Here is a 22,474-nt window from a genome sequence, read left to right on the forward strand (position 1 = left end):
AGTTCATGTAACCGGTTTATGGATTGAATAATCTGACTTCTAGTCGCTGCCTTGACAGTAGAATGCCCTAATTGTTACGCTACTAATAATATTTTCGGTTTGGAGGGACAAGAAAGATGTGGGAAAACAAGTTTGCAAAAGAAGGTTTGACATTTGACGATGTTTTGCTCGTTCCAGCCAAGTCTGAAGTGCTGCCCAAAGAGGTGAGCCTCCAAACACAACTGTGCGAAAACATTACACTGAACCTGCCAATTATCAGTGCGGGAATGGATACTGTTACTGAGGCGGAAATGGCGATCGCCATGGCCAGGCAGGGGGGACTCGGCATCATCCATAAGAATATGACGATTGAACAGCAGGCTGAACAGGTGGACAAGGTAAAACGCTCGGAGTCAGGTGTAATCTCTGATCCCTTTTTCCTCACTCCTGAGCATCAGGTGTTCGATGCGGAACATTTAATGGGAAAATACCGGATCTCCGGTGTGCCGATCGTAAACAATGAAGAAGAACAAAAACTGGTCGGAATCATTACAAACCGCGACCTCCGTTTTATCCAGGATCATGATTTTTCCAAAAAGATTTCCGAAGTTATGACGAAAGAAAATCTTGTAACAGCACCGGTTGGGACAACCCTAAAAGAAGCGGAAAAGATTCTGCAGCAGCATAAAATCGAAAAGCTGCCGCTTGTTGATGATGAAGGCATTCTTAAAGGGCTGATTACAATCAAGGATATCGAAAAGGTTATTGAATTCCCGATGTCAGCGAAGGATAAGCAAGGCCGATTACTGGCTGGGGCAGCGGTAGGCGTGACGATGGATACGATGAAACGTGTCGAAGCACTAGTCAAATCCCAGGTCGACGTTATTGTCATTGATACAGCCCATGGGCATTCAAGGGGTGTCCTTGATACAGTCCGCCAAATCCGCGAGGCATACCCGAATTTGGCCATCATCGCGGGCAATGTCGCGACAGCAGAAGGGACAAGGGATCTGTTCGAGGCAGGCGCTGATGTCGTCAAGGTCGGGATTGGGCCGGGGTCCATCTGTACGACGAGGATTGTTGCCGGGGTAGGCGTTCCACAGATTACCGCCGTTTATGATTGCGCAACCGAAGCGCGCAAGCACGGCAAGTCGATCATCGCCGACGGTGGGATTAAGTACTCCGGAGATGTCGTCAAGGCGCTTGCTGCCGGCGGCCATGCTGTCATGCTTGGAAGCCTGCTCGCAGGAGTGTCCGAAAGCCCTGGCGAAACGGAAATCTTCCAAGGTCGCCGTTTCAAGGTATACAGAGGCATGGGTTCCGAGGGCGCGATGGAAAAAGGTTCGAAGGATCGTTACTTCCAGGAAGACGCCAAAAAATTCGTTCCTGAAGGCATTGAAGGACGCCTTCCGTACAAAGGACCGCTTGCCGATACGATTTACCAGCTAGCCGGCGGCCTACGGGCTGGAATGGGTTATTGCGGCGCGGGCAGCCTTGAAGACCTCCGCGAGAAGACGCAATTCATCCGGATGACCGGAGCAGGATTGCATGAAAGCCATCCGCATGACGTCCAAATTACGAAGGAAGCACCAAACTACTCAAAATAAAACGTTCAAGGCAGGGGCAAAATCCTGCCTTTTCTTTTTTTGCGCGGCGGTAAGGGCCCTGACAGATAAGTGGCAATAAGCTCGCTAAAGTGAATCAGAATTGCCACTACATAGGTTGAACTTAATAACTATGCCATTTATATGAAAAAAGCTGGTTGATTGGAGCTCAGGCATGTAGACTCCAGCGGGATAGAGCGGCAAGTGGAGACCCCACAGGCGCAAGCGCCGAGGAGGCTCCACTGGCGCCCCGCGGAAAGCGAAATGCCCGGAGCGGAAATCAACCACCCTGTTTCCACTTGGGAATCAATCTTTATTTCAACCTATATAGTTAGTAAATGTTGGCAGGAAGATAGGCCTTATCTCTGTCTATCCATTGCAGTCCTGGTGTGTTAAGATAATAAACGTGTATAAAGCGAAACTTCCGCAAGGGCATAGACGTCCTTTAAGAGTGGAAGAAAATTGTTGGAGGGCGTAACAGTGAAGAAAAAGATTGTTCAGAAGTACATAGCCATCGTACTCGCAGTATTCATGGCAGCAGGGCTGTTTACAGCACCCGCAAAGGCAGCCGGCGAGGCCAATTTAAAAATCAATGCCGGAGCCGCCATTCTTGTTGATGCGGAGTCAGGAAAAGTTTTATTCGAGCAAAATGCCGACAATGTCCTTGGCATTGCCAGCATGACGAAAATGATGACAGAATACATTCTCCTTGAATCGATTAAAAAAGGAAAAGTGAAGTGGGACCAGGAATACTCAGTCACCGAGCTAGTCCATAAACTATCCCATGATCGTAGCCTTTCCAATGTACCGCTCAGGGCGGATGGAACATATAAAGTCAGGGAACTTTATGAAGCCATGACGATTTATTCGGCAAACGCGGCAACCATTGCCCTTGCTGAAGTAATGGCGGGTTCGGAAGCTAATTTCGTTAAAATGATGAATGATGAAGCGAAGAGTATGGGGTTAAAAGATTATAAGTTTGTGAATTCGACAGGCTTGAATAACCGTGATTATAAAGGACAGCATCCGGAAGGGTCAGGCGCTGAGGATGAAAATGTGATGTCCGCGAGGGCGACAGCAACACTTGCCTACCACCTTTTGAAGGATTATCCTGAAGTGCTTGAAACAACAAGCATTCCAAGAAAAGAATTCAGGCCGGGAACCGATGATAAAATCAAGATGGAAAACTGGAACTGGATGCTTCCGGAACTTGTTTTCAAATATCCTGGTGTTGACGGGCTGAAAACAGGGACGACTGACTTTGCAGGTTACTGCTTTACTGGTACAGCGAGCCGTGATGGCAAACGATTCATCACCGTGGTGATGGATGCAAAGGGCCCTGCCGGAAAAGGCACCTATAAAGCGCGTTTCGATGAAACGAGAAAAATGTTCGACTATGCATTTACCAACTTTACAAAAACTGAAATCCTTCCTGCCAACCATGAGATTAAAGGTAAGAAAACACTGAATGTCATTAAAGGCAAGGAAGACACAGTGAAAATCCGGACAAAAGAACCGGTTTCCATGATCATTAAAAATGGCGAAAAGGACAGCTATAAACCAGTACTTGTCCTTGATAAGAAAAAGTTGAACAAAGCCGGTGAATTGACGGCTCCGGTCAAAAAAGGAGAAGTTGTCGGCTATGTCACACTGGAAGCGAAAAATGGGGATAAAGGCGCATTCCTGACAGATAAAGGTCAAAGTGGCCTGCGCACTCCTGTTGTGGCCGCAGAAAGTGTGGAGAAAGCGAACTGGTTCATGCTGATGATGGGCGGAATTGGCGGATTCTTCGCGGATCTGTGGGGAAGCATCGTTTCCGGAATTAAAGGTTTATTTTAATCAGAACATTCTTATAGTGAGCAATTGAAAGATAGGTTCTTGTCTTGACAGGGACCTATTTTTCATAGATTATTTACTTAAAGAGGACTATTCCAACCGGCTTAGTCCATTTTTGTAAAAAAATATAAAACTCAGGGGGAAATTCCAGTGAATACAGGTACTGACCGTGTGAAAAGGGGAATGGCCGAAATGCAAAAAGGCGGCGTCATCATGGACGTTGTCAATGCAGAGCAGGCTAAAATTGCAGAGGAAGCAGGCGCAGTGGCTGTTATGGCTCTAGAGCGCGTTCCTTCCGATATTCGCGCTGCAGGCGGAGTCGCGAGAATGGCTGACCCACGGATCGTGGAAGAAGTCATGAATGCCGTGTCCATCCCAGTTATGGCGAAAGCACGAATTGGTCATATTGTTGAAGCACGCGTCCTTGAAGCAATGGGCGTTGACTATATTGATGAAAGTGAAGTACTTACTCCAGCGGATGAAGAATATCACCTGAATAAGAGGGATTACACCGTTCCGTTCGTATGTGGATGCCGCGACCTCGGCGAGGCGGCACGCCGGATTGGCGAAGGTGCTTCCATGCTCCGAACAAAGGGTGAGCCTGGGACAGGCAATATCGTTGAAGCGGTCCGCCATATCCGCAAAGTAAATGCGCAGGTCCGCAAAGTTGTGAACATGAATGAAGACGAACTGATGACAGAAGCCAAATTGCTTGGCGCACCATACGAACTTCTGCTTGAAATCAAGCGCCTCGGACGCCTGCCGGTTGTCAACTTCGCTGCTGGCGGTGTCGCAACTCCTGCCGACGCGGCTCTGATGATGCAGCTCGGGGCTGATGGAGTATTCGTAGGGTCGGGTATTTTCAAATCGGAAAATCCAGCCCTTTTTGCAAAAGCAATCGTAGAAGCGACTACTCACTACCAGGATTACAAACTGATCGCGGAACTTTCGAAAAATCTTGGTACGCCAATGAAAGGGATTGAAATTTCTTCCCTTGCAATGGCTGACCGGATGCAGGAACGCGGCTGGTAAAATGGTGAAAATCGGAGTATTGGCCCTGCAGGGGGCAGTCAGGGAGCATATCAATTCTGTGATAGCTTCGGGTGCCGAAGCAGTGGAAGTCAAAACAGTTGATCAGCTAAAAGACCTTGATGGACTCATTTTGCCAGGCGGCGAAAGCACGACAATGCGGAAGCTGATTGATAAATACGGATTCATGGACGAACTGCGGGCATTTGCCGCATCAGGCAGGCCGATGTTCGGTACATGCGCTGGGCTGATCCTTTTGGCAAAAAACATTGTTGGCTATGATGAGCCGCATATCGGTGTCATGGACGTTACCGTGGAGAGGAACTCTTTCGGCCGCCAGCGGGAAAGCTTCGAAGCGGACCTCGGCATCGAAGGGGTCGGAGAATCGTTTCCGGCAGTATTTATCCGTGCACCGCATATCGTTGAAGCCGGTGAAGGGGTTGAAATCCTTGCTGAACATAACGGCAGGATCGTCGCCGCCAGGCAGGGACAGTTCCTTGGATGTTCGTTCCATCCTGAGCTGACGGATGACCACAGGATGACAGCCTACTTCATTCAAATGGCTATTGAGGCAAAAGAAAAGCAGTTTGTATAATTTGTTTGCAAACCGCCGATAATTGTAGTAGATTTAAAAGTACAAATTTCCCATATTGGAAAAGCGCTGAGAGGAAATAGTAGCGGGGTTCCCATTCTAAAGAGAGCCGGTGGTTGGTGTAAACCGGTGGATGGCACCTGTGAATCCGTCCTTGAGCAAAGCATGGAAAGCCGGAAGTCGCGGCCAGTAAGTGCTTTCGGGTCAAACCGTTATGAAATTGAGGTGGGTCGCAGTATGCGGCCAACCAGGGTGGCAACGCGGGTCAACTCCCGTCCCTGTTTTGGGGACGGGAGTTTTTTGTGTTCAAAAAACCATTGCCCCCAACCCAAGTTGATGATCGTTTCATAAATGCCAATTAAATAAAGGAGTGGAAAAGCATGCTTGATATGAAAGTATTGCGTGCCGATTTTGAAGGAGTAAAGAAAAGACTGCAGCATCGCGGCGAAGATTTGACTGACTTGGGCAAGTTCGAAAGCCTAGACCGAAAAAGGCGTGATTTGATTGTCGAGGCGGAACAGCTGAAGAGCAAGCGGAATGAAGTATCCCAGCAGGTAGCCTCTTTAAAGAGGGAGAAAAAGGACGCTGACCATTTGATTACAGAAATGCGCGAAGTCGGCGACCGCATCAAGGAACTGGATGACGAACTGCGAGGCGTGGAAGCAGAACTTGATTTGCTGCTGTTGAGCATCCCGAATCTTCCGCATGAGAGCGTTCCGGTCGGCGAGACAGAAGATGAAAATGTTGAAATCAGGAAATGGGGAGAAGTGCGTGATTTCGGATTTGAGCCGAAACCGCACTGGGACATTGCCGATAACCTGAAAATACTTGATTTTGAGCGGGCAACGAAGGTAACCGGAAGCCGTTTTGTGTTCTATAAAGGGCTGGGCGCGAGGCTTGAACGCGCGTTGATGAACTTTATGCTCGATTTGCATGTCGATGAGCATGGTTATCGGGAAATCCTGCCGCCTTACATGGTGAACAGGACGAGCATGACAGGAACAGGGCAGCTCCCTAAGTTTGAAGAGGATGCCTTCCTGATTGAAAGCGAAGATTACTTCCTTATCCCGACTGCAGAAGTCCCTGTGACAAACTTTCATAGAGACGAAATTTTAAGCGGTGACCAACTGCCAATCCGTTATGCGGCTTACAGCGCCTGCTTCCGTTCTGAAGCCGGTTCTGCGGGAAGGGATACACGCGGACTGATCCGCCAGCATCAATTCAATAAAGTGGAATTAGTTAAGTTCGTTAAACCAGAGGATTCATACGATGAATTGGAAAAGCTGACAGCCGATGCGGAGAAGGTTCTCCAGCTTCTTGGATTGCCATACCGCGTCCTGAGCATGTGCACCGGTGACCTCGGTTTTACTGCTGCGAAGAAATACGATATCGAAGTTTGGATTCCGAGCTACAATACGTACCGCGAGATTTCTTCTTGCAGTAACTTTGAAGCATTCCAGGCGCGCAGGGCGAATATCCGCTTCCGCCGGGAGCCGGGCGCGAAGCCGGAGCATGTCCATACACTGAACGGATCAGGCCTTGCGATTGGCCGTACTGTTGCCGCTATCCTTGAGAACTACCAGCAGGAAGATGGCACTGTCATCATCCCTGAAGTGCTAAGGCCTTATATGGGCGGGCGAAGCGAGATTAAGCCCGAATAATGAAAAAGGGCGGGGAGATTTACCCGCCTTTTTTTGCAAAAAACAATAAAGGTTTCCAGTTGACAGAGGCAATTATTCTATAGTAAGATTACCTTTGTCGAAACGGAGGAATACCCAAGTCCGGCTGAAGGGATCGGTCTTGAAAACCGACAGGCGGGTTAAACCGCGCGGGGGTTCGAATCCCTCTTCCTCCGCCATTTATTCGATATTGTATGACCAACGCGCATAAAATCTGGAGATAAAACCCGCCGCAAAGCGAAAGCCTGCGGCGGGTTTTTTATTTATAAGGCTCAGGTAAAGGTGAATGCTTATTTACAATGAAGTTGATTGGAACGGAGGGGACTGACTCCGGCGGGATGTAGCGGCACGTGGAGACCCCACAGGCGTCTATGACGCCGAGGAGGCTCCATGGTCTGCCCCGCGGAAAGCATGTCCCTGGAGTGGAAATCAACAATCAGGGATTACAAAGCCATTTATTAAAAAACGCATACCAGCAATCAGCCGGTATGCGTTTTAGTAAAAAGGATTTCATTTAGTTTGTTGTCGACTTCGCGGCAGACTCGGGCTGCGTCTTCTGGACGGTTAACGATGTCGGTGACATCCATGTCGATGACGAGGACTTCGCTTGCGTTGTAGTGGTTAAAGACCCATTCGTCGTAGCCTTTCCAGACATCGAAGTAGTATTCTTTCAGTTCAGGATTGATTTCGAAGCTTCTGCCGCGCGACATAATCCGGTCAATGACTGTGTCGAAGGAACCTTTTAGGTACACCATGAGTTCGGGCGCCTTTTTCGGAAGCTCATTCAGCTCTTCCATCATATTGTCGGCGAGGTCTTCGTAAATCCGGAATTCGAGCTCGGAAATGCGGCCGAGCTTTTTGTTAACATAGGCAAAATACCAATCTTCATAAATCGATCTGTCTTGGATAGTATAAAGCGGCTCAGGCCAGCTGACGCACTCTTTAACTGTTTTAAAGCGTTTATTCAAAAAGAACAGCTGAAGAAGGAATGGAATTCTTTTCGCATCCAGTTCTTCTGGCGTCAATTCATAATAAAGAGGGAGAATCGGATTGTCATCAACAGTTTCATAAAAGACTTTGCTGTTTATGCCCTTGCTGCGAAAATATCCATTCAATAAATCTGCCACACTGGTTTTGCCGAGGCCAATCATGCCGCCGATTACGATACTCAAAATATATTCCCCGTCCTTATAATGTATTGGTCCAGCTGCTTTTTGCCAGTGAAAGTGAAAGATCAGCCAGAATGGTATCCAAATCATGTTCATTTTTGACAAAATCCAAGTGATCGCCGTTGTAGCGGAGAACCGGGATTTCAGGGTGCTGCCTCTCAAATACAGCGATGGCCTCTTCATAGTCAAGGGAAAGCTGTTCAAGGTAAAGAGGGCTGATGTTTTTTTCGACTTCCCGCCCGCGCTTTGCAATCCTCGCAAGAAGTGTATCAAGGCTCGCGTTCAAGTAAATGACTACGTTTGGTTTAGGCATATCCTCGGTGAGGATCTGATAAATCTTAAAATATTTCTTATATTCTTCGTTATTTAATGTCCTTTGGGCAAAAATCAAGTTCTTAATTATATGATAATCTGCCACAACCGGCTGTTTTTTAGTTAAATAATGGGTATTGATATCCCCGAGCTGCTTAAACCGGTTGCAAAGGAAAAACATTTCCGTCTGGAAACTCCACTCTTCTATGTTGTCATAAAACTTGCCGAGAAATGGATTTTCATCAACAATTTCTTTCAATAAAGCAAATTGATAATGGTCGGCGATTGCTTTTGCGAGGGATGTTTTCCCAACGCCAATCGGCCCTTCCACCGTAATAAAGGGTGTCTCCCCCATGGCATGTCCTCCTTTTTCCAGCCCGCAGTTTTTCTATATCCAATGACTAGTTCAAATTATGTAATAAAAAATAAGAAATAAGTAGAATCATGTCGTAATTAGACAAATTGTATTTTACCATATTCCAGTGCCATTCGGATATGGAATATTTAAGGTTATGTAAGCGGTTCAGCTGCTATCCTTGATTTTACAGGATTTAGGGGTAAAAAAATATCGAATGAGAGGGAATGAAAAAGAAAAAACTGCCTGGAAAAGGCAGTCGGGAATTTATCTTTGAGCTACCCGCTTCGTTACGTTGAAATTCTCAACGATGAGAAGCCAGTTTTGCGGGAAGGAGAGGCCGAGTTTCCAGTAACTCATTCCTCTTAGTTTCAATTCCTTGATCAAATCGAATTTAGCCTGGATGGATCGGGCGTCTTCAAACCATACCTCATGCTGTTTGCCGCCTTTCGTATACCGGAAAAATGGCGCCTGGGCCTTGGTATCGTATTGGATATTCACGTTATTTTCTGCCGCAAGCCGGATCGCCTGCTGGGGACTGACGGCTTTAGCGACACTTCCTTGGACAAAAGGGAGGGTCCAATCATATCCATATAAGTTTTGGCCCATCATAATTTTGGAGCCCGGCATTTCAGTCAAAGCGTATTCGAGCACCTTTCGGACCGGTCCTATTGGGGATACAGCCTGTGCAGGACCGCCGCTGTAGCCCCACTCGTACGTCATAATGACGACAAAATCGACAATCTCACCGTGGGTCCGGTAATCATGGGCTTCGTACCACTTGCCTTTTTGTGTGGCGCTTGTTTTAGGGGCCAGCGCGGTTGAAATCAGCCAGCCTTCCTGCTTGAACCGGTCTCTTGCTTTCCTGAGAAACCTGTTGTAGGCTTCCCTATCCGCTGGGCGCAAATATTCGAAATCAAAATGAATATCCCTGAATCCGAGCCTTCTTGCGGTTGCGACAATATTATTGAGGAAGCGGTCCTGGATTGCGATATCATTGAGCAAGATTCGTCCTAGTTCATCGCTGAATTGGTCGTTTTCCTGGTTGGTGATGACCATCATCAAGACATTGTTGTTCGCCCGGGCAATCTGGGGGAAGTTGTCGAGAAGAGGCTCCTTGAGAGTTCCATCCCGCTGTGCCTGAAAGCTGAAAGGGGCCAAATAGGTCAAGTATGGAGCTGCTTCCCGGGCACTTGCCGTCAGGGCGGGTGCGACTGTCCTTCCCCTTGGCTCAACATATGCATTGAAATCCGCATCCCTTTTTGGCCGGGGTGGGATATAAAGACGGAATCCTACATTGAGAGGCTGGTTTGGCTGAATCCTGTTGATCCTTGCGAGTTCCTGGTAAGTAATCCCGAATCTTTGCGCGATTGAATAAAGGGAATCGCCAGCCCTTACAAAGTAGAATCGCCCAACAATCGGGATGACCATGGCCTGGCCGATGACAAGGTCATTCGGGTTGGGCAATTCATTCGCATCGATAATCGCATTCTCGGTTGTTCCGTAACGGCGGGCAATAGATGAGACGGTTTCCCCGCGCTCCACCACATGGATTTGCATGTCCTTCTTACCTCCCTGCGAAAAATAACGCTACAACCATTCTATGAGAAGCCAGTGAAATTCATGTTATAGTAATAATGAATTGGAATGGATATTCTGTTGGTAGTAGATATGTGATTTTGCAAAAAGGAAGTGGCGGGATGGAACAAGTCCCAAGCGTGGATGAATTCTTCATGAAAGAAGCGATAAAGGAAGCAGAAAAGGCTGCGGCGGCTGAGGAAGTGCCAATCGGCGCCGTGATTGAAATTGGGGGCGAAATCATCGCGAGGGCCCATAATCTTCGCGAAACGAGGCAAAATGCGGTAGCGCACGCGGAATTGCTCGCTATTGAGGAGGCCTGCCGGAAGACTGGAAGCTGGCGTCTGGAGGGAGCGACACTTTATGTGACACTTGAACCATGTGCCATGTGCGCGGGGGCGATTGTCCTTTCAAGGGTGGAACGGGTCGTATATGCGGCGCCAGATCCGAAAGGGGGCTGTGCGGGGACATTGATGAATTTACTGGACGAAAGCCGTTTCAACCATCAATGTGAAGTCGTTTCCGGTGTCATGGAAGCAGAGTGCGCAGGGATGCTATCCGGATTTTTCAGGGAGCTCCGGGAGAAAAAGAAGGAAGCCAGGAGGCTGGCCAGGCTGGCGGAGATGGAGAAGGATACAGGATTTGACAGTTAAAGGCCATTGATTTTTCAGGCAAAAGTCTGTATACTGAAAAGGCGCTATAAAAGCGCCCAAACAATTGGTTTCAATTTTGCCGTGCTAGACGGGGAGGTAGCGGTGCCCTGTACCCGCAATCCGCTCCAGCGGGGTTGAATTCCTTCCTTAGGCTGGCACTCTGTAGGGCTGCCTCAAGTAAGTAGTGTTGACGTCTGGGTCCTGCGCAATGGGATTCCATGAACCATGTCAGGTCCGGAAGGAAGCAGCATTAAGTGGACGCTCCCATGTGCCGCAGGGTAGCCTGGGCCGAGCTAACTGCTTGAGTAACGCTTATGGATGCCAGTCGACGGAAGGTGCACGGCAGTTAAATTTACAAATAGACCCATCCTCAGGGATGGGTTTTTTGCATGCAAAAAAGACCATACGGCCAGGTGGGAATTGAGTTTTTTAGGCAGGGAAAGACGCAGTTTTTCTAAAGGTTTGCGTTATACTTTGTTATGAAGATAAGGTATAATAGACAAATGGGGAAGTTTGCCTTTCATTAGGCGCGGCAGCCACGAAATTAGAGGAAGGGGGCAATTGCCAGTGGCCTATCAAGCATTATACAGAGTCTGGCGACCACAGCAATTCAGTGATGTCGTAGGACAGGAACATATCACCCAGACATTGCAGAATGCCCTGGTGCAGCAAAAGATTACCCACGCTTACCTTTTTTCGGGCCCTCGCGGAACCGGGAAAACAACTGCGGCCAAAATCCTCGCTAAAGCAGTCAACTGCGAACATGCTCCTGTGGCGGAGCCGTGCAATGAGTGCAGCGCCTGCCGCGGGATTACTGACGGGTCGATTCAGGATGTCATCGAAATCGATGCCGCCTCAAACAATGGTGTTGATGAAATCAGGGACATCCGTGACAAAGTTAAATATGCCCCAAGCTCTGTTAAATATAAAGTTTATATTATCGATGAAGTGCATATGCTTTCAACCGGTGCCTTTAATGCCCTCCTCAAAACGCTTGAGGAGCCGCCGAGGCATGTGATGTTTATATTGGCGACTACGGAACCGCATAAAATCCCGCTGACGATTGTTTCAAGGTGCCAGCGGTTCGATTTTAAGCGGATCACCTCCCAGGCGATTATGGGAAGGATGAAGCTGATTGCCGATGAGACGGGGGCCTCGTATGACCCAGCCGCATTGCCAATTATCGCGAGAGCGGCCGAGGGTGGAATGAGGGACGCACTTAGTCTGCTTGACCAGGCGATTTCCTTCAGCCATGAACGTGTAACGGTGGATGACGCCCTGACTGTCACAGGTTCGGTTTCTCAGGGATTCCTTCATGAATTGGGGGAAGCCATCAGTGAAAAGGACGTGGCAAAAGGGTTGGATGCCTTGAATGAGCTTCTTTTTCACGGAAAGGACCCGTCCCGTTTTATAGAAGATTTTATTTTATTTTTCCGTGATATGCTTTTATATAAAACAGCTCCTACCCTTGAAGAGTCACTGGAAAGGGTTACCGTAGATGAAAGGTTCAGGGCGCTTGCCGATGAGTTTTCAACAGCGCGGATTTATGATTTAATCGAGATGCTGAACAAAACCCAGCAGGAGATGCGCTGGACTACCCATCCGAGAATATTCCTTGAGGTGGCCATCGTCAAGCTATGCCAGCTTGATTCTAAAGATTCTCCGGGTGAACCGGCGGATTCAGGCCAGGTATCGCTCCTGCTAAATAGGATAGAAAAGCTTGAGGCTGAATTAAAAGAATTGAGGAACCAGGGAGTTTCACCAGCGGGCGAACCTGCGGCAACCCAGCAAAAGCCAGCTGCAAGGTCTTCAAGGAAAGGGTTCCAGGCGCCAGCAGGGAAAATCAATGAAGTTCTCAAACAAGCAACGAAGGCGGATCTCACCCTGCTAAAAAGCAATTGGGGAGAAATGCTCCGTAAATTGATGAAGTCCCACGCAGCTCTTTTAAATGAAGCGGAGCCGGTTGCTTCATCGACCGGCGCGTTTGTTCTAAAATTTAAACACGAAATCCATTGCCAGATGGCGATGGATAATCCGAAATTTAAAGAAGCGGTAACTGAGGGCTTAAGGGATCTGACAGGCAGGACATTTTCTGTCCTTGGCGTTCCTGAAGATCAATGGCTGGCCATTCGGGAAAACTTCCTTTCGAACCATCAGGTTGAAGGTGGAGAAGAAGCTGAATCGAAGAAAGAAGAAGATGTAATCGTGGATGAAGCCAGTAAATTATTCGGCGGCACCCTGATAGAAGTAATCGATTGAATTGGAGGATGAATTGTTATGAAACGTAAAATGCCAGGTATGGGCGGAATGGGTAATATGCAAGGTATGATGAAACAAATGCAAAAAATGCAAAAGCAAATGGAAGAAGCGCAGGACAAACTGGGTGAAACCACCGTTGAGGGAACAGCCGGAGGCGGCATGGTCACAGTTGTTGTAACTGGCCATAAAAAAGTGGTTGATATTAAAATCGACCCGGAAGCGGTTGATCCGGAAGATGTGGAAATGCTTCAAGACACCATTCTAGCAGCGTTTAACGATGCATTGGACAAGGCGGATAAATTATCGGAGTCCACAATGGGGCAGTTTACTAAAGGAATGAACCTTCCGGGCTTGTTCTAGGAGGAGAAAATATGCATTATCCCGAACCGATATCAAAGCTAATCGACAGCTTTATGAAATTGCCGGGGATCGGCCCAAAAACGGCCGCTCGACTGGCTTTTTTCGTTCTTAGCATGAAAGAGGACACCGTCCTTGATTTTGCCAAAGCGCTTGTAAATGCAAAGAGGAATTTAAGTTATTGTTCCATTTGCGGGCATATAACTGACCAGGATCCGTGCTATATTTGCCAGGATGAGCGGCGTGATAAAAGCCTCATCTGTGTCGTCCAGGATCCGAAAGATGTCATAGCCATGGAAAAAATGAAGGAATTCAATGGGTTGTACCATGTCCTTCATGGGGCTATATCGCCAATGGATGGAATCGGTCCTGAAGATATCAATATTCCGGACCTGCTGAAGCGTCTTCAGGACGAAACGGTTCAGGAAGTCATTCTCGCGACAAATCCGAACATAGAAGGCGAAGCGACAGCCATGTATATTTCCAGGCTGTTGAAGCCGTCAGGCATCAAGATCACCAGGATAGCCCACGGCCTTCCTGTTGGAGGCGACCTCGAGTATGCGGATGAAGTGACACTTTCAAAAGCTCTCGAAGGCAGGCGTGAACTCTAAAGGATGGATGGAGGGTAAGACAGATGTTTTTTCGGCGGAAAGGCCGGCTACGCAATGAATTTGATGAAAAGTTTCTTGATATTTTGGAAATAGTGAAGAGTGACCGGCAACAACAGAAAACCCTTCTTGATAAATCCTTTGATCCTTCCGAGGAAGTGATTTGCCAGGCAAAACTTGCCGAAGCAAAATACTTTTTTCTATTAAAAGAAGCGAAACACCGCAAAATCTCCATAAAACGTTGATTCCTAAACTCCCCGTTCTTTTCAGGGGAACTTGTACATATGTTTTTAATACAAGTTCCCGGGAAAGGGGGAGTTTTTGCTTGAATCCGGTTTATGTTATATCCATAATAGGCGGGCTGATCGTCGTCCTGTTGGTGGCAGGAGCACCGATGAAAACAGGAAGGCTGTTGGGCCAAGCTGCCATCAAACTCGTCATTGGAGCAGTGCTGTTATTCCTTTTAAATACGCTGGGCAATCATTATGGGATTCATATTCCCATTAATCTATTTACAACAGTGGTATCCGGATTCCTTGGGGTGCCTGGGTTGGCTGCCCTTGTAGCGGTTGATTTGTTTGTCATGGGATAGGGCTGGCCGAGTGCTGTTATAGAGAAAAGAAAAAATGGATTCCTAATTGAGATGATTACACTAACTAATGAAAAGCTTGAACAATTGATTAGTTAACCTAAATTTCTTTCAAAAAAGAGATCCATTCGAAAGCGTGGATTTCTTTTTATGTTTTACACTTAAATGGCTGGTTAACTTTCCTTACATAAAATTTTTAAAAGGGGTTGACCAAATCCTAAAGAGGCTGTATTATATTAAAAGTCGCTGCTAAAACAGCGAAATGATGACGAAAAAAGTTATTGACTTTATCGTTGTGAAATGTTATTCTAATATGGTCGTCTTTGAACGGCATGCTTAGGCGTTGAGTCGCCCAAGAGGATATAATTGTTCTTTGAAAACTAAACAAACAAGCGTCAACAAACAATATTTATCATGATCTTCGGATCATGAGCCAACGTAACTTTATGAGCTAAACTCATACTCTTTCTTGGAGAGTTTGATCCTGGCTCAGGACGAACGCTGGCGGCGTGCCTAATACATGCAAGTCGAGCGGAGGTTTTGAAAGCTTGCTTTCGAAACCTCAGCGGCGGACGGGTGAGTAACACGTGGGCAACCTGCCTGTAAGACTGGGATAACTCCGGGAAACCGGGGCTAATACCGGATAACCCTCATTGACACATGTCGATGAGCTGAAAGACGGTTTCGGCTGTCACTTACAGATGGGCCCGCGGCGCATTAGCTAGTTGGTGGGGTAATGGCCCACCAAGGCGACGATGCGTAGCCGACCTGAGAGGGTGATCGGCCACACTGGGACTGAGACACGGCCCAGACTCCTACGGGAGGCAGCAGTAGGGAATCTTCCGCAATGGACGAAAGTCTGACGGAGCAACGCCGCGTGAGCGAAGAAGGCCTTCGGGTCGTAAAGCTCTGTTGTCAGGGAAGAACAAGTACCGGAGTAACTGCCGGTACCTTGACGGTACCTGACCAGAAAGCCACGGCTAACTACGTGCCAGCAGCCGCGGTAATACGTAGGTGGCAAGCGTTGTCCGGAATTATTGGGCGTAAAGCGCGCGCAGGCGGCCTCTTAAGTCTGATGTGAAAGCCCACGGCTCAACCGTGGAGGGTCATTGGAAACTGGGGGGCTTGAGTGCAGAAGAGGAGAGTGGAATTCCACGTGTAGCGGTGAAATGCGTAGAGATGTGGAGGAACACCAGTGGCGAAGGCGACTCTCTGGTCTGTAACTGACGCTGAGGCGCGAAAGCGTGGGGAGCGAACAGGATTAGATACCCTGGTAGTCCACGCCGTAAACGATGAGTGCTAAGTGTTAGAGGGTTTCCGCCCTTTAGTGCTGCAGCAAACGCATTAAGCACTCCGCCTGGGGAGTACGGCCGCAAGGCTGAAACTCAAAGGAATTGACGGGGGCCCGCACAAGCGGTGGAGCATGTGGTTTAATTCGAAGCAACGCGAAGAACCTTACCAGGTCTTGACATCCTCTGACACTCCTGGAGACAGGACGTTCCCCTTCGGGGGACAGAGTGACAGGTGGTGCATGGTTGTCGTCAGCTCGTGTCGTGAGATGTTGGGTTAAGTCCCGCAACGAGCGCAACCCTTGATCTTAGTTGCCAGCATTCAGTTGGGCACTCTAAGGTGACTGCCGGTGACAAACCGGAGGAAGGTGGGGATGACGTCAAATCATCATGCCCCTTATGACCTGGGCTACACACGTGCTACAATGGATGGTACAAAGGGCAGCGAAGCCGCGAGGTGAAGCCAATCCCATAAAACCATTCTCAGTTCGGATTGCAGGCTGCAACTCGCCTGCATGAAGCCGGAATCGCTAGTAATCGCGGATCAGCATGCCGCGGTGAATACGTTCCCGGGCCTTGTACACACCGCCCGTCACACCACGGGAGTTTGTAACACCCGAAGTCGGTGGGGTAACCGCAAGGGGCCAGCCGCCTAAGGTGGGACAGATGACTGGGGTGAAGTCGTAACAAGGTAGCCGTATCGGAAGGTGCGGCTGGATCACCTCCTTTCTAAGGATATTGCCTTTGGGCAATCGGAATGCGGACCTTCGGTCCGTAAGTTGACCGCTTGTTTGTTTAGTTTTGAGGGAGCAATTCCTCAAGACTTTTTTGTTCCTTGAAAACTGGATAATGTAAGAAGAAGTAACCAAGAAGAACCGAGTGATCGCCATTTTAGTTTTCTCTCTTATTTAAGAGTGAATGAACCTTTTAGGTTAAGTTAGAAAGGGCGCACGGTGGATGCCTTGGCACTAGGAGCCGATGAAGGACGGGAATGAACCTCAAACCAAATAGTCTGGCAGTTATGGCGAGAAGGCCACACCCGTTCCCATCCCGAACACGGAAGTTAAGCTTCTCAGCGCCGATGGTAGTTGGGGCCTTGCCCCTGTGAGAGTAGGACGCTGCCGGGCCACTCGAAGGCAACCCGAAAGGGTTGTCTTTTTTGGTGTTTAAAGAACCCCCCAAGGCAATTTGTTGAATCGAACTTTATTCCGCCTCTCCAACGAACCGCTGGAACGGTGCCTTGGCTTCAAAAGTATTTCAGGGTAGACATACACCGTTTTGAGTTTTGAGTCATAGACTAGGAGGGGTGGGTGCGAAGAGATTATTCGGAATTTTGTATACAGATTTTGAGTTGTGGGAAGACTAGGGGTATGGAGGTGGGAGGAGTGGGTGTTAAGCCAGTAACCGACGTGTGTGGGGAGTTGTGTGTTGTTTGCGAGGAACGGAAAATGAGGGGAATACACTTGTATACTTCTTTTATTTGTATGGAATGCGAAAGGGATATGGTTTCCACGGAAACAAATGATCCGAGATACATTTATTTTCTGAAACGGCTGAAAAAAGTGGCTGTTCCAGGCATCTATTCATGAAAAGTCCGATAAGGGCTTTATTTTTTTGCCTAAAATGCCAAGAGCCTGGGCTATTCTGATAAAATGGATAAGACTCTTTCTTTTGGGGAGAAAAAATGAAGCATACACGGATTCCTTTATACGATGCATTATTGAACCATTCAGAACAAAACCCAATATCCTTTCACGTTCCAGGGCATAAAAATGGAACGGTACTGGACAAAAATATTGGCGTCCATTTTGCGCATATTATGAAATTGGATGCTACAGAACTGTCGGGTCTTGATGACTTGCATGCGCCTGAGGGGCCGATTGCAGAAGCAGAAGAACTTCTCGCTGACCTTTATAAAACAAAGCAAAGTTTTTTCCTTGTCAATGGCTCTACAGTAGGAAACTTGGCGATGATATTGGCAGCAGGTTGGCAAGGGGGGCGTTTTCTTGTCCAGCGGAACTGCCATAAGTCGATTGTCAATGCAATGCGGTTAGCGAAGGCAGAGCCTGTTTTCATAGAACCTGAATATAATGGTGAGTGGAAGGTGGCAGGCGGACTGGCTCCGGCTGCTGTTAAAGAGGCCATTTCGGCCTATCCAGATGCAAGGGGTCTTATACTTACATATCCCAATTATTATGGGATGGCAGATTCAATAGAAGAAATCATTCAAATAGCCCAAAGCAAAGGAATTCCTGTTCTGGTGGATGAAGCTCATGGCGCCCATTTCATTGCCGGCCAGCCTTTTCCATCATCTGCGGCAGTGCTGGGTGCGGATATTGTCGTCCAGTCTGCCCATAAAACATTGCCTGCCATGACAATGGGGTCATTCCTCCACTTCAATAGCAAGCTGATTGATCTCGATCGCTTGAAAGACTTTTTACAAATCCTGCAGTCCAGCAGCCCGTCTTACCCCATTATGGCTTCACTGGATACCGCAAGAAGTTATATGGGTACCTTTTGCAAAAAGGATCTCGATTTTCTTATCCAACAAATCAGCTGTTTTCGAAGTGCGCTGGCTAAAATTCCCCAAATCCGTGTTCTAAAGTATAAAGGATTCGGGGACCCATTGAAGGTGACGATCCAATCAGCGACCAGCCTGAATGGCTATGAGCTGCAACAGCTGATGGAGAGGGAGGGTATCTATACCGAACTGGCGGATCCAAATAATGTTCTATTTGTTCTCCCGCTCCTTAAAGAGGGCATGCCCTATCAATTTAGTGAAACTGTAGAAAGAATGGCTGCTGTGTTGAATCATTATCCTGTAGTTGAACCCTCCGTTTCAATTTCCTCTTCAGGGGGAAGGTGTACAAAGCTGTCGGTTTCCTATCTGGAGATGGAGCGGCTACATCTAGAGTGGATAAGGGTTGAAAAGGCAGAGGGATTCATAGCGGCTGAAACGATTATTCCGTATCCACCAGGAATACCGCTTGTCTTAAAAGGAGAACTAATTACAGCCGAACTTGCTGAAAGCCTAGAAAGACTAATAAGCTCAGGTGCCCGGTTTCAAGGAGGAGAGCGGCTGAAATACGGAGAAGTTCTCATATTTAAAAAGGCCTGATGGCTTCGAAGAGATTTTATGGAGGTAATTATGAATAAAGGATTGTTTATTACAATAGAAGGGCCTGAGGGAGCGGGCAAATCGACAGTAGCAGCGGTTATAGCCGAAAAGTTAGCAAAAGAGGGCCTTAGGACGGTTATTACACGTGAACCGGGCGGAATCGACATTGCCGAACAAATCAGGCGAGTCATATTGGAGCCGGGCAATACTGCCATGGATGCCCGTACAGAGGCACTGCTGTATGCAGCAGCCAGAAGGCAGCATCTTGTTGAAAAGGTTAGGCCGGCTCTGGAGGAAGGCTGTATTGTCCTGTGTGACCGCTTTGTAGACAGCTCGCTTGCTTATCAAGGTTTTGCGCGGGGGCTTGGGATTGATGAAGTGTACAAAATAAATCAATTTGCCATTGAAACAATGATGCCAGACTTAACGATTTATTTTGATATTGCCCCTGAAGAAGGGCTGGCGAGGATTGAAAAGCATAAAGGCCGGGAAGTCAACAGGCTGGATTTGGAAGAGCTCGATTTCCATAAACGTGTAAGGGAAGGATATTTGCTTTTGCTTGAGCGTTTCCCCGAAAGAATCAAAAAAATCGATGCCTCCTTGGAACTAGAGGAAGTAGTGGGGGAAGCATTCATCCAGATCAAGCAACTCCAGGAATTAAGATAAATAGTAGCTGAACAACCATTTACAGTAAATTTCCAATTCTTTCGCGCATGTGTGATGAGGGAATTCCTGTTATAATAAAAGGAAGCTAGAAACCGGCTAATGAAAAGAGGAGGTTGCGTAATGAAGTTAATTATTGCGGTCGTTCAGGATCAAGACAGCAACAGGCTTTCGAATGCGCTCGTTGAGCATAATTTCAGGGCAACAAAGCTTGCGACAACGGGAGGCTTCCTTAAGTCGGGAAACACAACTTTCATGATAGGTACAGAGGATGCTAGGGTGGAGAAAGCACTGGAGGTCATCAAGGTCAATTGCAAGTCAAGGGATCAGCTGGTTGCGCCAGTATCTCCAATGGGAGGAAATGCGGATTCATATGTTCCTTATCCTGTAGAAGTTGAAGTAGGGGGAGCCACAGTATTTGTTCTGCCGATTGAGCAGTTTTTGCAATTTTAAGAGTGATAGGCAAACGGGATGGCCCTATTAGCAGAGGCCGTCCCATTATTCAATATTGAGCAGTTAATAAAGCGGGTGAGCGGATGAAAAAATGGGACGAACTTGAAGAGATACAGCCGGCGGCATTAAAAATGATAAAGAACAGCATAGTCAAAGGCCGTGTAGCGCACGCCTATTTATTTGAAGGCATGCGCGGTACGGGGAAGAGAGAGGCGGCCATCCTCCTATCCAAATCCCTTTTTTGCGAAAGCCCGGTTGATGGATATAAGCCGTGTGAAGACTGTCTTAACTGCCGGAGGATCAATAGCGGCAATCATCCCGATCTTCATATTGTTGAGCCGGACGGCCTTTCTATCAAAAAACAGCAGATTAAGGACCTCCAAGAAGAATTTTCTAAGAAAGGGATGGAATCCTCCCAAAAAATTTACGTGATAGCCGATGCGGAAAAGATGTCCACGGGAGCTTCCAATTCACTGCTGAAATTTCTTGAGGAACCGGGAGCCCAGACGGTCGCATTACTGCTGACAGAAAATCCTCAAAAAATGCTGCCGACCATTCTATCAAGGTGTCAAATTATTACGTTCAGGCCGCTTGTCCCTGATATTTTCATAAAAAAACTTGTCGAAAACGGAGTCGATCCGGATACAGCCCCCATTCTTGCCCAACTGACAAATAATGTTCATGAGGCGTTGGACCTAAATAGCCAGGATTGGTTTGCACAAGCCCAAAAAATAGTGGTAAAATTATATGAAGTGCTGAAAAAGGAACCGCTTGAGGCAATGGTTGCCCTGCAAGGGGACTGGTTCATGCATTTTAAGGAAAAAGACCAAATCGACCGCGGTTTGGATTTGCTGTTACTCGTATTCAAGGACTTATTATATATACAATTGGGTAAACAGGAGCAAGTTGTTTTCAGGAAGGAAGCTGGACGGCTACAGCAATTTGCCCTGCAAGTCCCGACGCGGAGCCTGGCCGGTCAGATGGCTGCGATCTTGGAAGCCAAAAGGCGGCTTCAAGCCAATATGAATCCGCAGCTCCTGATGGAACAGCTCGTGTTAAAATTGCAGGAGGGATCAGCATTTGTATGATGTAGTTGGGGTCCGCTTTAAAAAAGCGGGAAAAATCTATTACTTTGATCCCGGCGATCTGCCTATAGAAAAAGGTGACTATGCAATAGTCGAAACCGTACGCGGAGTGGAATTCGGCAAAGTGGTCATCGCCCGTAAACAAGTGGACGAACACGATGTCGTCCTTCCTTTGAAAAAGGTTGTACGGATTGCAGATCAAAAGGATAAACTTATTGTGGAAGAGAACAAGCTTGCTGCAAGGGAAGCATATGAAGTGTGCTGCGAGAAAGTAAGCGGCCATCAGCTTGATATGAAGCTTGTAGATGTTGAATATACATTTGACAGAAATAAGGTCATCTTTTATTTTACTGCCGATGGCCGGGTTGATTTCAGGGAACTTGTAAAAGACCTTGCATCCATTTTTAGGACAAGAATCGAATTAAGGCAAATCGGTGTCAGGGATGAAGCGAAGATGCTTGGGGGCATCGGACCGTGCGGAAGGATGCTGTGCTGTTCGACTTTCCTTGGCGATTTTGATCCGGTTTCGATCAAAATGGCAAAGGACCAGAACCTTTCCTTGAATCCCACTAAGATATCCGGTTTATGCGGGCGCCTGATGTGCTGCCTGAAGTATGAAAATGATGAATATGAAACAGCAAAGGACCTTCTTCCTGACCTTGGTGAAGTTATTTCCACTCCTCTTGGCAGAGGAAAGGTAGTCGGGTTGAACATCCTTGAGAGAATCCTCCAGGTTGATATAAAGGAGCAAGAAAGAGTCCTCGAGTTCACCCTTGATGAAATCCTAAACGAAGGAGCTTTTTCTGTACCATCCACAGATTAATGAGGTGGGATAAGTGGATAAAAAAGAGATTTTTGAGTCGATTGATACAATGGAAACACAAATCGGCAATCTTTACCAGCAGCTGGGTGCATTAAAACAGTATCTGACAGAAATACTGGAAGAGAATCATTCTCTTAAGCTCGAGAATAACCTTCTCAGGCGCCGCCTTGACAGCGAGGCGGAACAGACAGGAACAGCAGATAAAAAAGGCAAAAAGAAGGGAGCCGCCGATGCAAAACAAATTGATATCGGAGAAGGCTATGATAATCTGGCGCGCCTTTACCAGGAAGGGTTCCATATCTGCAATCTGCATTTCGGAAGCCTGAGAAAAGAAGGCGACTGTCTGTTTTGCCTGTCATTTCTCAATAAAAAATAACGCCTTCCCCAACAGGGAAGGCCTTTTTTCGCTGCCACGCCCATATGGTCGTTAGGACCTTATCTGGG

21 protein-coding genes, 1 tRNA gene, 2 rRNA genes, 1 other RNA gene and 1 other annotated feature are annotated in these 22,474 nt (G+C 47.5%); of the genes, 22 read left to right on the forward strand and 3 right to left on the reverse strand.

Features of this window, described 5'->3' with window-relative positions; all coding sequences use genetic code 11:
* Positions 1-116 precede the first annotated feature (116 nt).
* The 6 genes from guaB to BN1002_RS21400 all read left to right on the forward strand — a co-directional run bounded on the left by guaB (position 117) and on the right by BN1002_RS21400 (position 6,898).
* Entirely contained in the window at positions 117-1,586 is a 1,470-nt protein-coding gene (guaB, locus tag BN1002_RS21375; RefSeq protein ID WP_048827569.1) for an IMP dehydrogenase, read from the forward strand.
* A 528-nt stretch (positions 1,587-2,114) separates the two neighbouring features.
* Positions 2,115-3,422 (forward strand): serine hydrolase, encoded by a 1,308-nt coding sequence (locus BN1002_RS21380; protein ID WP_197072889.1) that lies wholly within the window; start codon positions 2,115-2,117, stop codon positions 3,420-3,422.
* Positions 3,423-3,569: 147 nt separating this feature from the next.
* Complete coding sequence (gene pdxS / locus BN1002_RS21385; RefSeq protein WP_048827571.1) at positions 3,570-4,451, forward strand: pyridoxal 5'-phosphate synthase lyase subunit PdxS; 882 nt, start codon at positions 3,570-3,572, stop codon at positions 4,449-4,451.
* Between the two features lies 1 nt (position 4,452).
* Positions 4,453-5,043 (forward strand): pyridoxal 5'-phosphate synthase glutaminase subunit PdxT, encoded by a 591-nt coding sequence (pdxT, locus tag BN1002_RS21390; RefSeq protein ID WP_048827572.1) that lies wholly within the window; start codon positions 4,453-4,455, stop codon positions 5,041-5,043.
* 57 nt (positions 5,044-5,100) lie between these two features.
* Positions 5,101-5,323 (forward strand) — a binding site (T-box leader).
* A gap of 97 nt (positions 5,324-5,420) precedes the next feature.
* The gene (serS, locus tag BN1002_RS21395) at positions 5,421-6,701 is read left to right on the forward strand and encodes a serine--tRNA ligase (RefSeq protein ID WP_048827573.1); all 1,281 of its coding nucleotides are present in this window, start codon (positions 5,421-5,423) and stop codon (positions 6,699-6,701) included.
* Between the two features lie 104 nt (positions 6,702-6,805).
* Positions 6,806-6,898 (forward strand) — tRNA-Ser (locus tag BN1002_RS21400).
* 300 nt (positions 6,899-7,198) lie between these two features.
* Here BN1002_RS21400 and BN1002_RS21405 read toward each other — a convergent pair.
* The 3 genes from BN1002_RS21405 to BN1002_RS21415 all read right to left on the reverse strand — a co-directional run bounded on the left by BN1002_RS21405 (position 7,199) and on the right by BN1002_RS21415 (position 10,115).
* A complete protein-coding gene (locus BN1002_RS21405) occupies positions 7,199-7,894 on the reverse strand; it encodes a deoxynucleoside kinase (protein ID WP_231575128.1) in 696 nt (231 codons plus the stop codon).
* Positions 7,895-7,907: 13 nt separating this feature from the next.
* The gene (locus BN1002_RS21410) at positions 7,908-8,555 is read right to left on the reverse strand and encodes a deoxynucleoside kinase (RefSeq protein WP_048827575.1); all 648 of its coding nucleotides are present in this window, start codon (positions 8,553-8,555) and stop codon (positions 7,908-7,910) included.
* Between the two features lie 267 nt (positions 8,556-8,822).
* Positions 8,823-10,115 (reverse strand): glycoside hydrolase family 18 protein, encoded by a 1,293-nt coding sequence (locus BN1002_RS21415; RefSeq protein ID WP_048827576.1) that lies wholly within the window; start codon positions 10,113-10,115, stop codon positions 8,823-8,825.
* A gap of 140 nt (positions 10,116-10,255) precedes the next feature.
* Here BN1002_RS21415 and tadA point away from each other — a divergent pair, with 140 nt between their 5' ends.
* The 16 genes from tadA to yabA all read left to right on the forward strand — a co-directional run bounded on the left by tadA (position 10,256) and on the right by yabA (position 22,406).
* Positions 10,256-10,786, forward strand: a complete 531-nt coding sequence (gene tadA, locus BN1002_RS21420; RefSeq protein WP_048827577.1) for a tRNA adenosine(34) deaminase TadA — start codon at positions 10,256-10,258, stop codon at positions 10,784-10,786.
* A gap of 79 nt (positions 10,787-10,865) precedes the next feature.
* An RNA gene (gene ffs / locus BN1002_RS23505) (signal recognition particle sRNA large type) lies at positions 10,866-11,129 on the forward strand.
* Positions 11,130-11,353: 224 nt separating this feature from the next.
* Positions 11,354-13,045 carry a DNA polymerase III subunit gamma/tau gene (gene dnaX / locus BN1002_RS21425; protein ID WP_048827578.1) on the forward strand — a complete coding sequence of 564 codons (1,692 nt, stop codon included), beginning with the start codon at positions 11,354-11,356 and terminating at the stop codon, positions 13,043-13,045.
* A gap of 39 nt (positions 13,046-13,084) precedes the next feature.
* Entirely contained in the window at positions 13,085-13,405 is a 321-nt protein-coding gene (locus tag BN1002_RS21430; protein WP_048828112.1) for a YbaB/EbfC family nucleoid-associated protein, read from the forward strand.
* An 11-nt stretch (positions 13,406-13,416) separates the two neighbouring features.
* Positions 13,417-14,013 carry a recombination mediator RecR gene (recR, locus tag BN1002_RS21435; RefSeq protein ID WP_048827579.1) on the forward strand — a complete coding sequence of 199 codons (597 nt, stop codon included), beginning with the start codon at positions 13,417-13,419 and terminating at the stop codon, positions 14,011-14,013.
* Positions 14,014-14,036: 23 nt separating this feature from the next.
* Positions 14,037-14,255 carry a YaaL family protein gene (locus tag BN1002_RS21440; RefSeq protein WP_048827580.1) on the forward strand — a complete coding sequence of 73 codons (219 nt, stop codon included), beginning with the start codon at positions 14,037-14,039 and terminating at the stop codon, positions 14,253-14,255.
* Positions 14,256-14,335: 80 nt separating this feature from the next.
* Positions 14,336-14,602: a pro-sigmaK processing inhibitor BofA family protein gene (locus BN1002_RS21445; protein WP_048827581.1), complete on the forward strand. Its 267-nt coding sequence runs from the start codon at positions 14,336-14,338 to the stop codon at positions 14,600-14,602.
* Positions 14,603-15,065: 463 nt separating this feature from the next.
* Positions 15,066-16,617 (forward strand): 16S ribosomal RNA (locus BN1002_RS21450).
* A gap of 282 nt (positions 16,618-16,899) precedes the next feature.
* A 5S ribosomal RNA gene (gene rrf / locus BN1002_RS21455) occupies positions 16,900-17,015 on the forward strand.
* A gap of 243 nt (positions 17,016-17,258) precedes the next feature.
* On the forward strand, positions 17,259-17,477 hold the full coding sequence (locus tag BN1002_RS21460) for a sigma factor G inhibitor Gin (protein ID WP_048828114.1): 219 nt from the start codon (positions 17,259-17,261) through the stop codon (positions 17,475-17,477).
* Positions 17,478-17,572: 95 nt separating this feature from the next.
* Positions 17,573-19,006: an aminotransferase class I/II-fold pyridoxal phosphate-dependent enzyme gene (locus tag BN1002_RS21465; RefSeq protein ID WP_048827582.1), complete on the forward strand. Its 1,434-nt coding sequence runs from the start codon at positions 17,573-17,575 to the stop codon at positions 19,004-19,006.
* A gap of 30 nt (positions 19,007-19,036) precedes the next feature.
* Positions 19,037-19,672, forward strand: a complete 636-nt coding sequence (gene tmk / locus BN1002_RS21470; protein WP_048827583.1) for a dTMP kinase — start codon at positions 19,037-19,039, stop codon at positions 19,670-19,672.
* Positions 19,673-19,792: 120 nt separating this feature from the next.
* The gene (locus BN1002_RS21475; RefSeq protein ID WP_048827584.1) at positions 19,793-20,122 is read left to right on the forward strand and encodes a cyclic-di-AMP receptor; all 330 of its coding nucleotides are present in this window, start codon (positions 19,793-19,795) and stop codon (positions 20,120-20,122) included.
* Positions 20,123-20,205: 83 nt separating this feature from the next.
* Positions 20,206-21,210, forward strand: coding sequence for a DNA polymerase III subunit delta' (holB, locus tag BN1002_RS21480; RefSeq protein ID WP_048827585.1), 1,005 nt, complete (start codon positions 20,206-20,208; stop codon positions 21,208-21,210).
* Positions 21,203-22,030 (forward strand): PSP1 domain-containing protein, encoded by an 828-nt coding sequence (locus BN1002_RS21485; RefSeq protein ID WP_048827586.1) that lies wholly within the window; start codon positions 21,203-21,205, stop codon positions 22,028-22,030. Before holB ends, BN1002_RS21485 begins: the two co-directional genes overlap by 8 nt.
* A 13-nt stretch (positions 22,031-22,043) precedes the next feature.
* Positions 22,044-22,406 (forward strand): DNA replication initiation control protein YabA, encoded by a 363-nt coding sequence (gene yabA / locus BN1002_RS21490; RefSeq protein ID WP_048827587.1) that lies wholly within the window; start codon positions 22,044-22,046, stop codon positions 22,404-22,406.
* The last annotated feature ends 68 nt before the right edge of the window (positions 22,407-22,474 follow it).

Origin of the sequence: Bacillus sp. B-jedd, assembly GCF_000821085.1 — a bacterium.
Taxonomy (GTDB): domain Bacteria; phylum Bacillota; class Bacilli; order Bacillales; family Cytobacillaceae; genus Bacillus_D.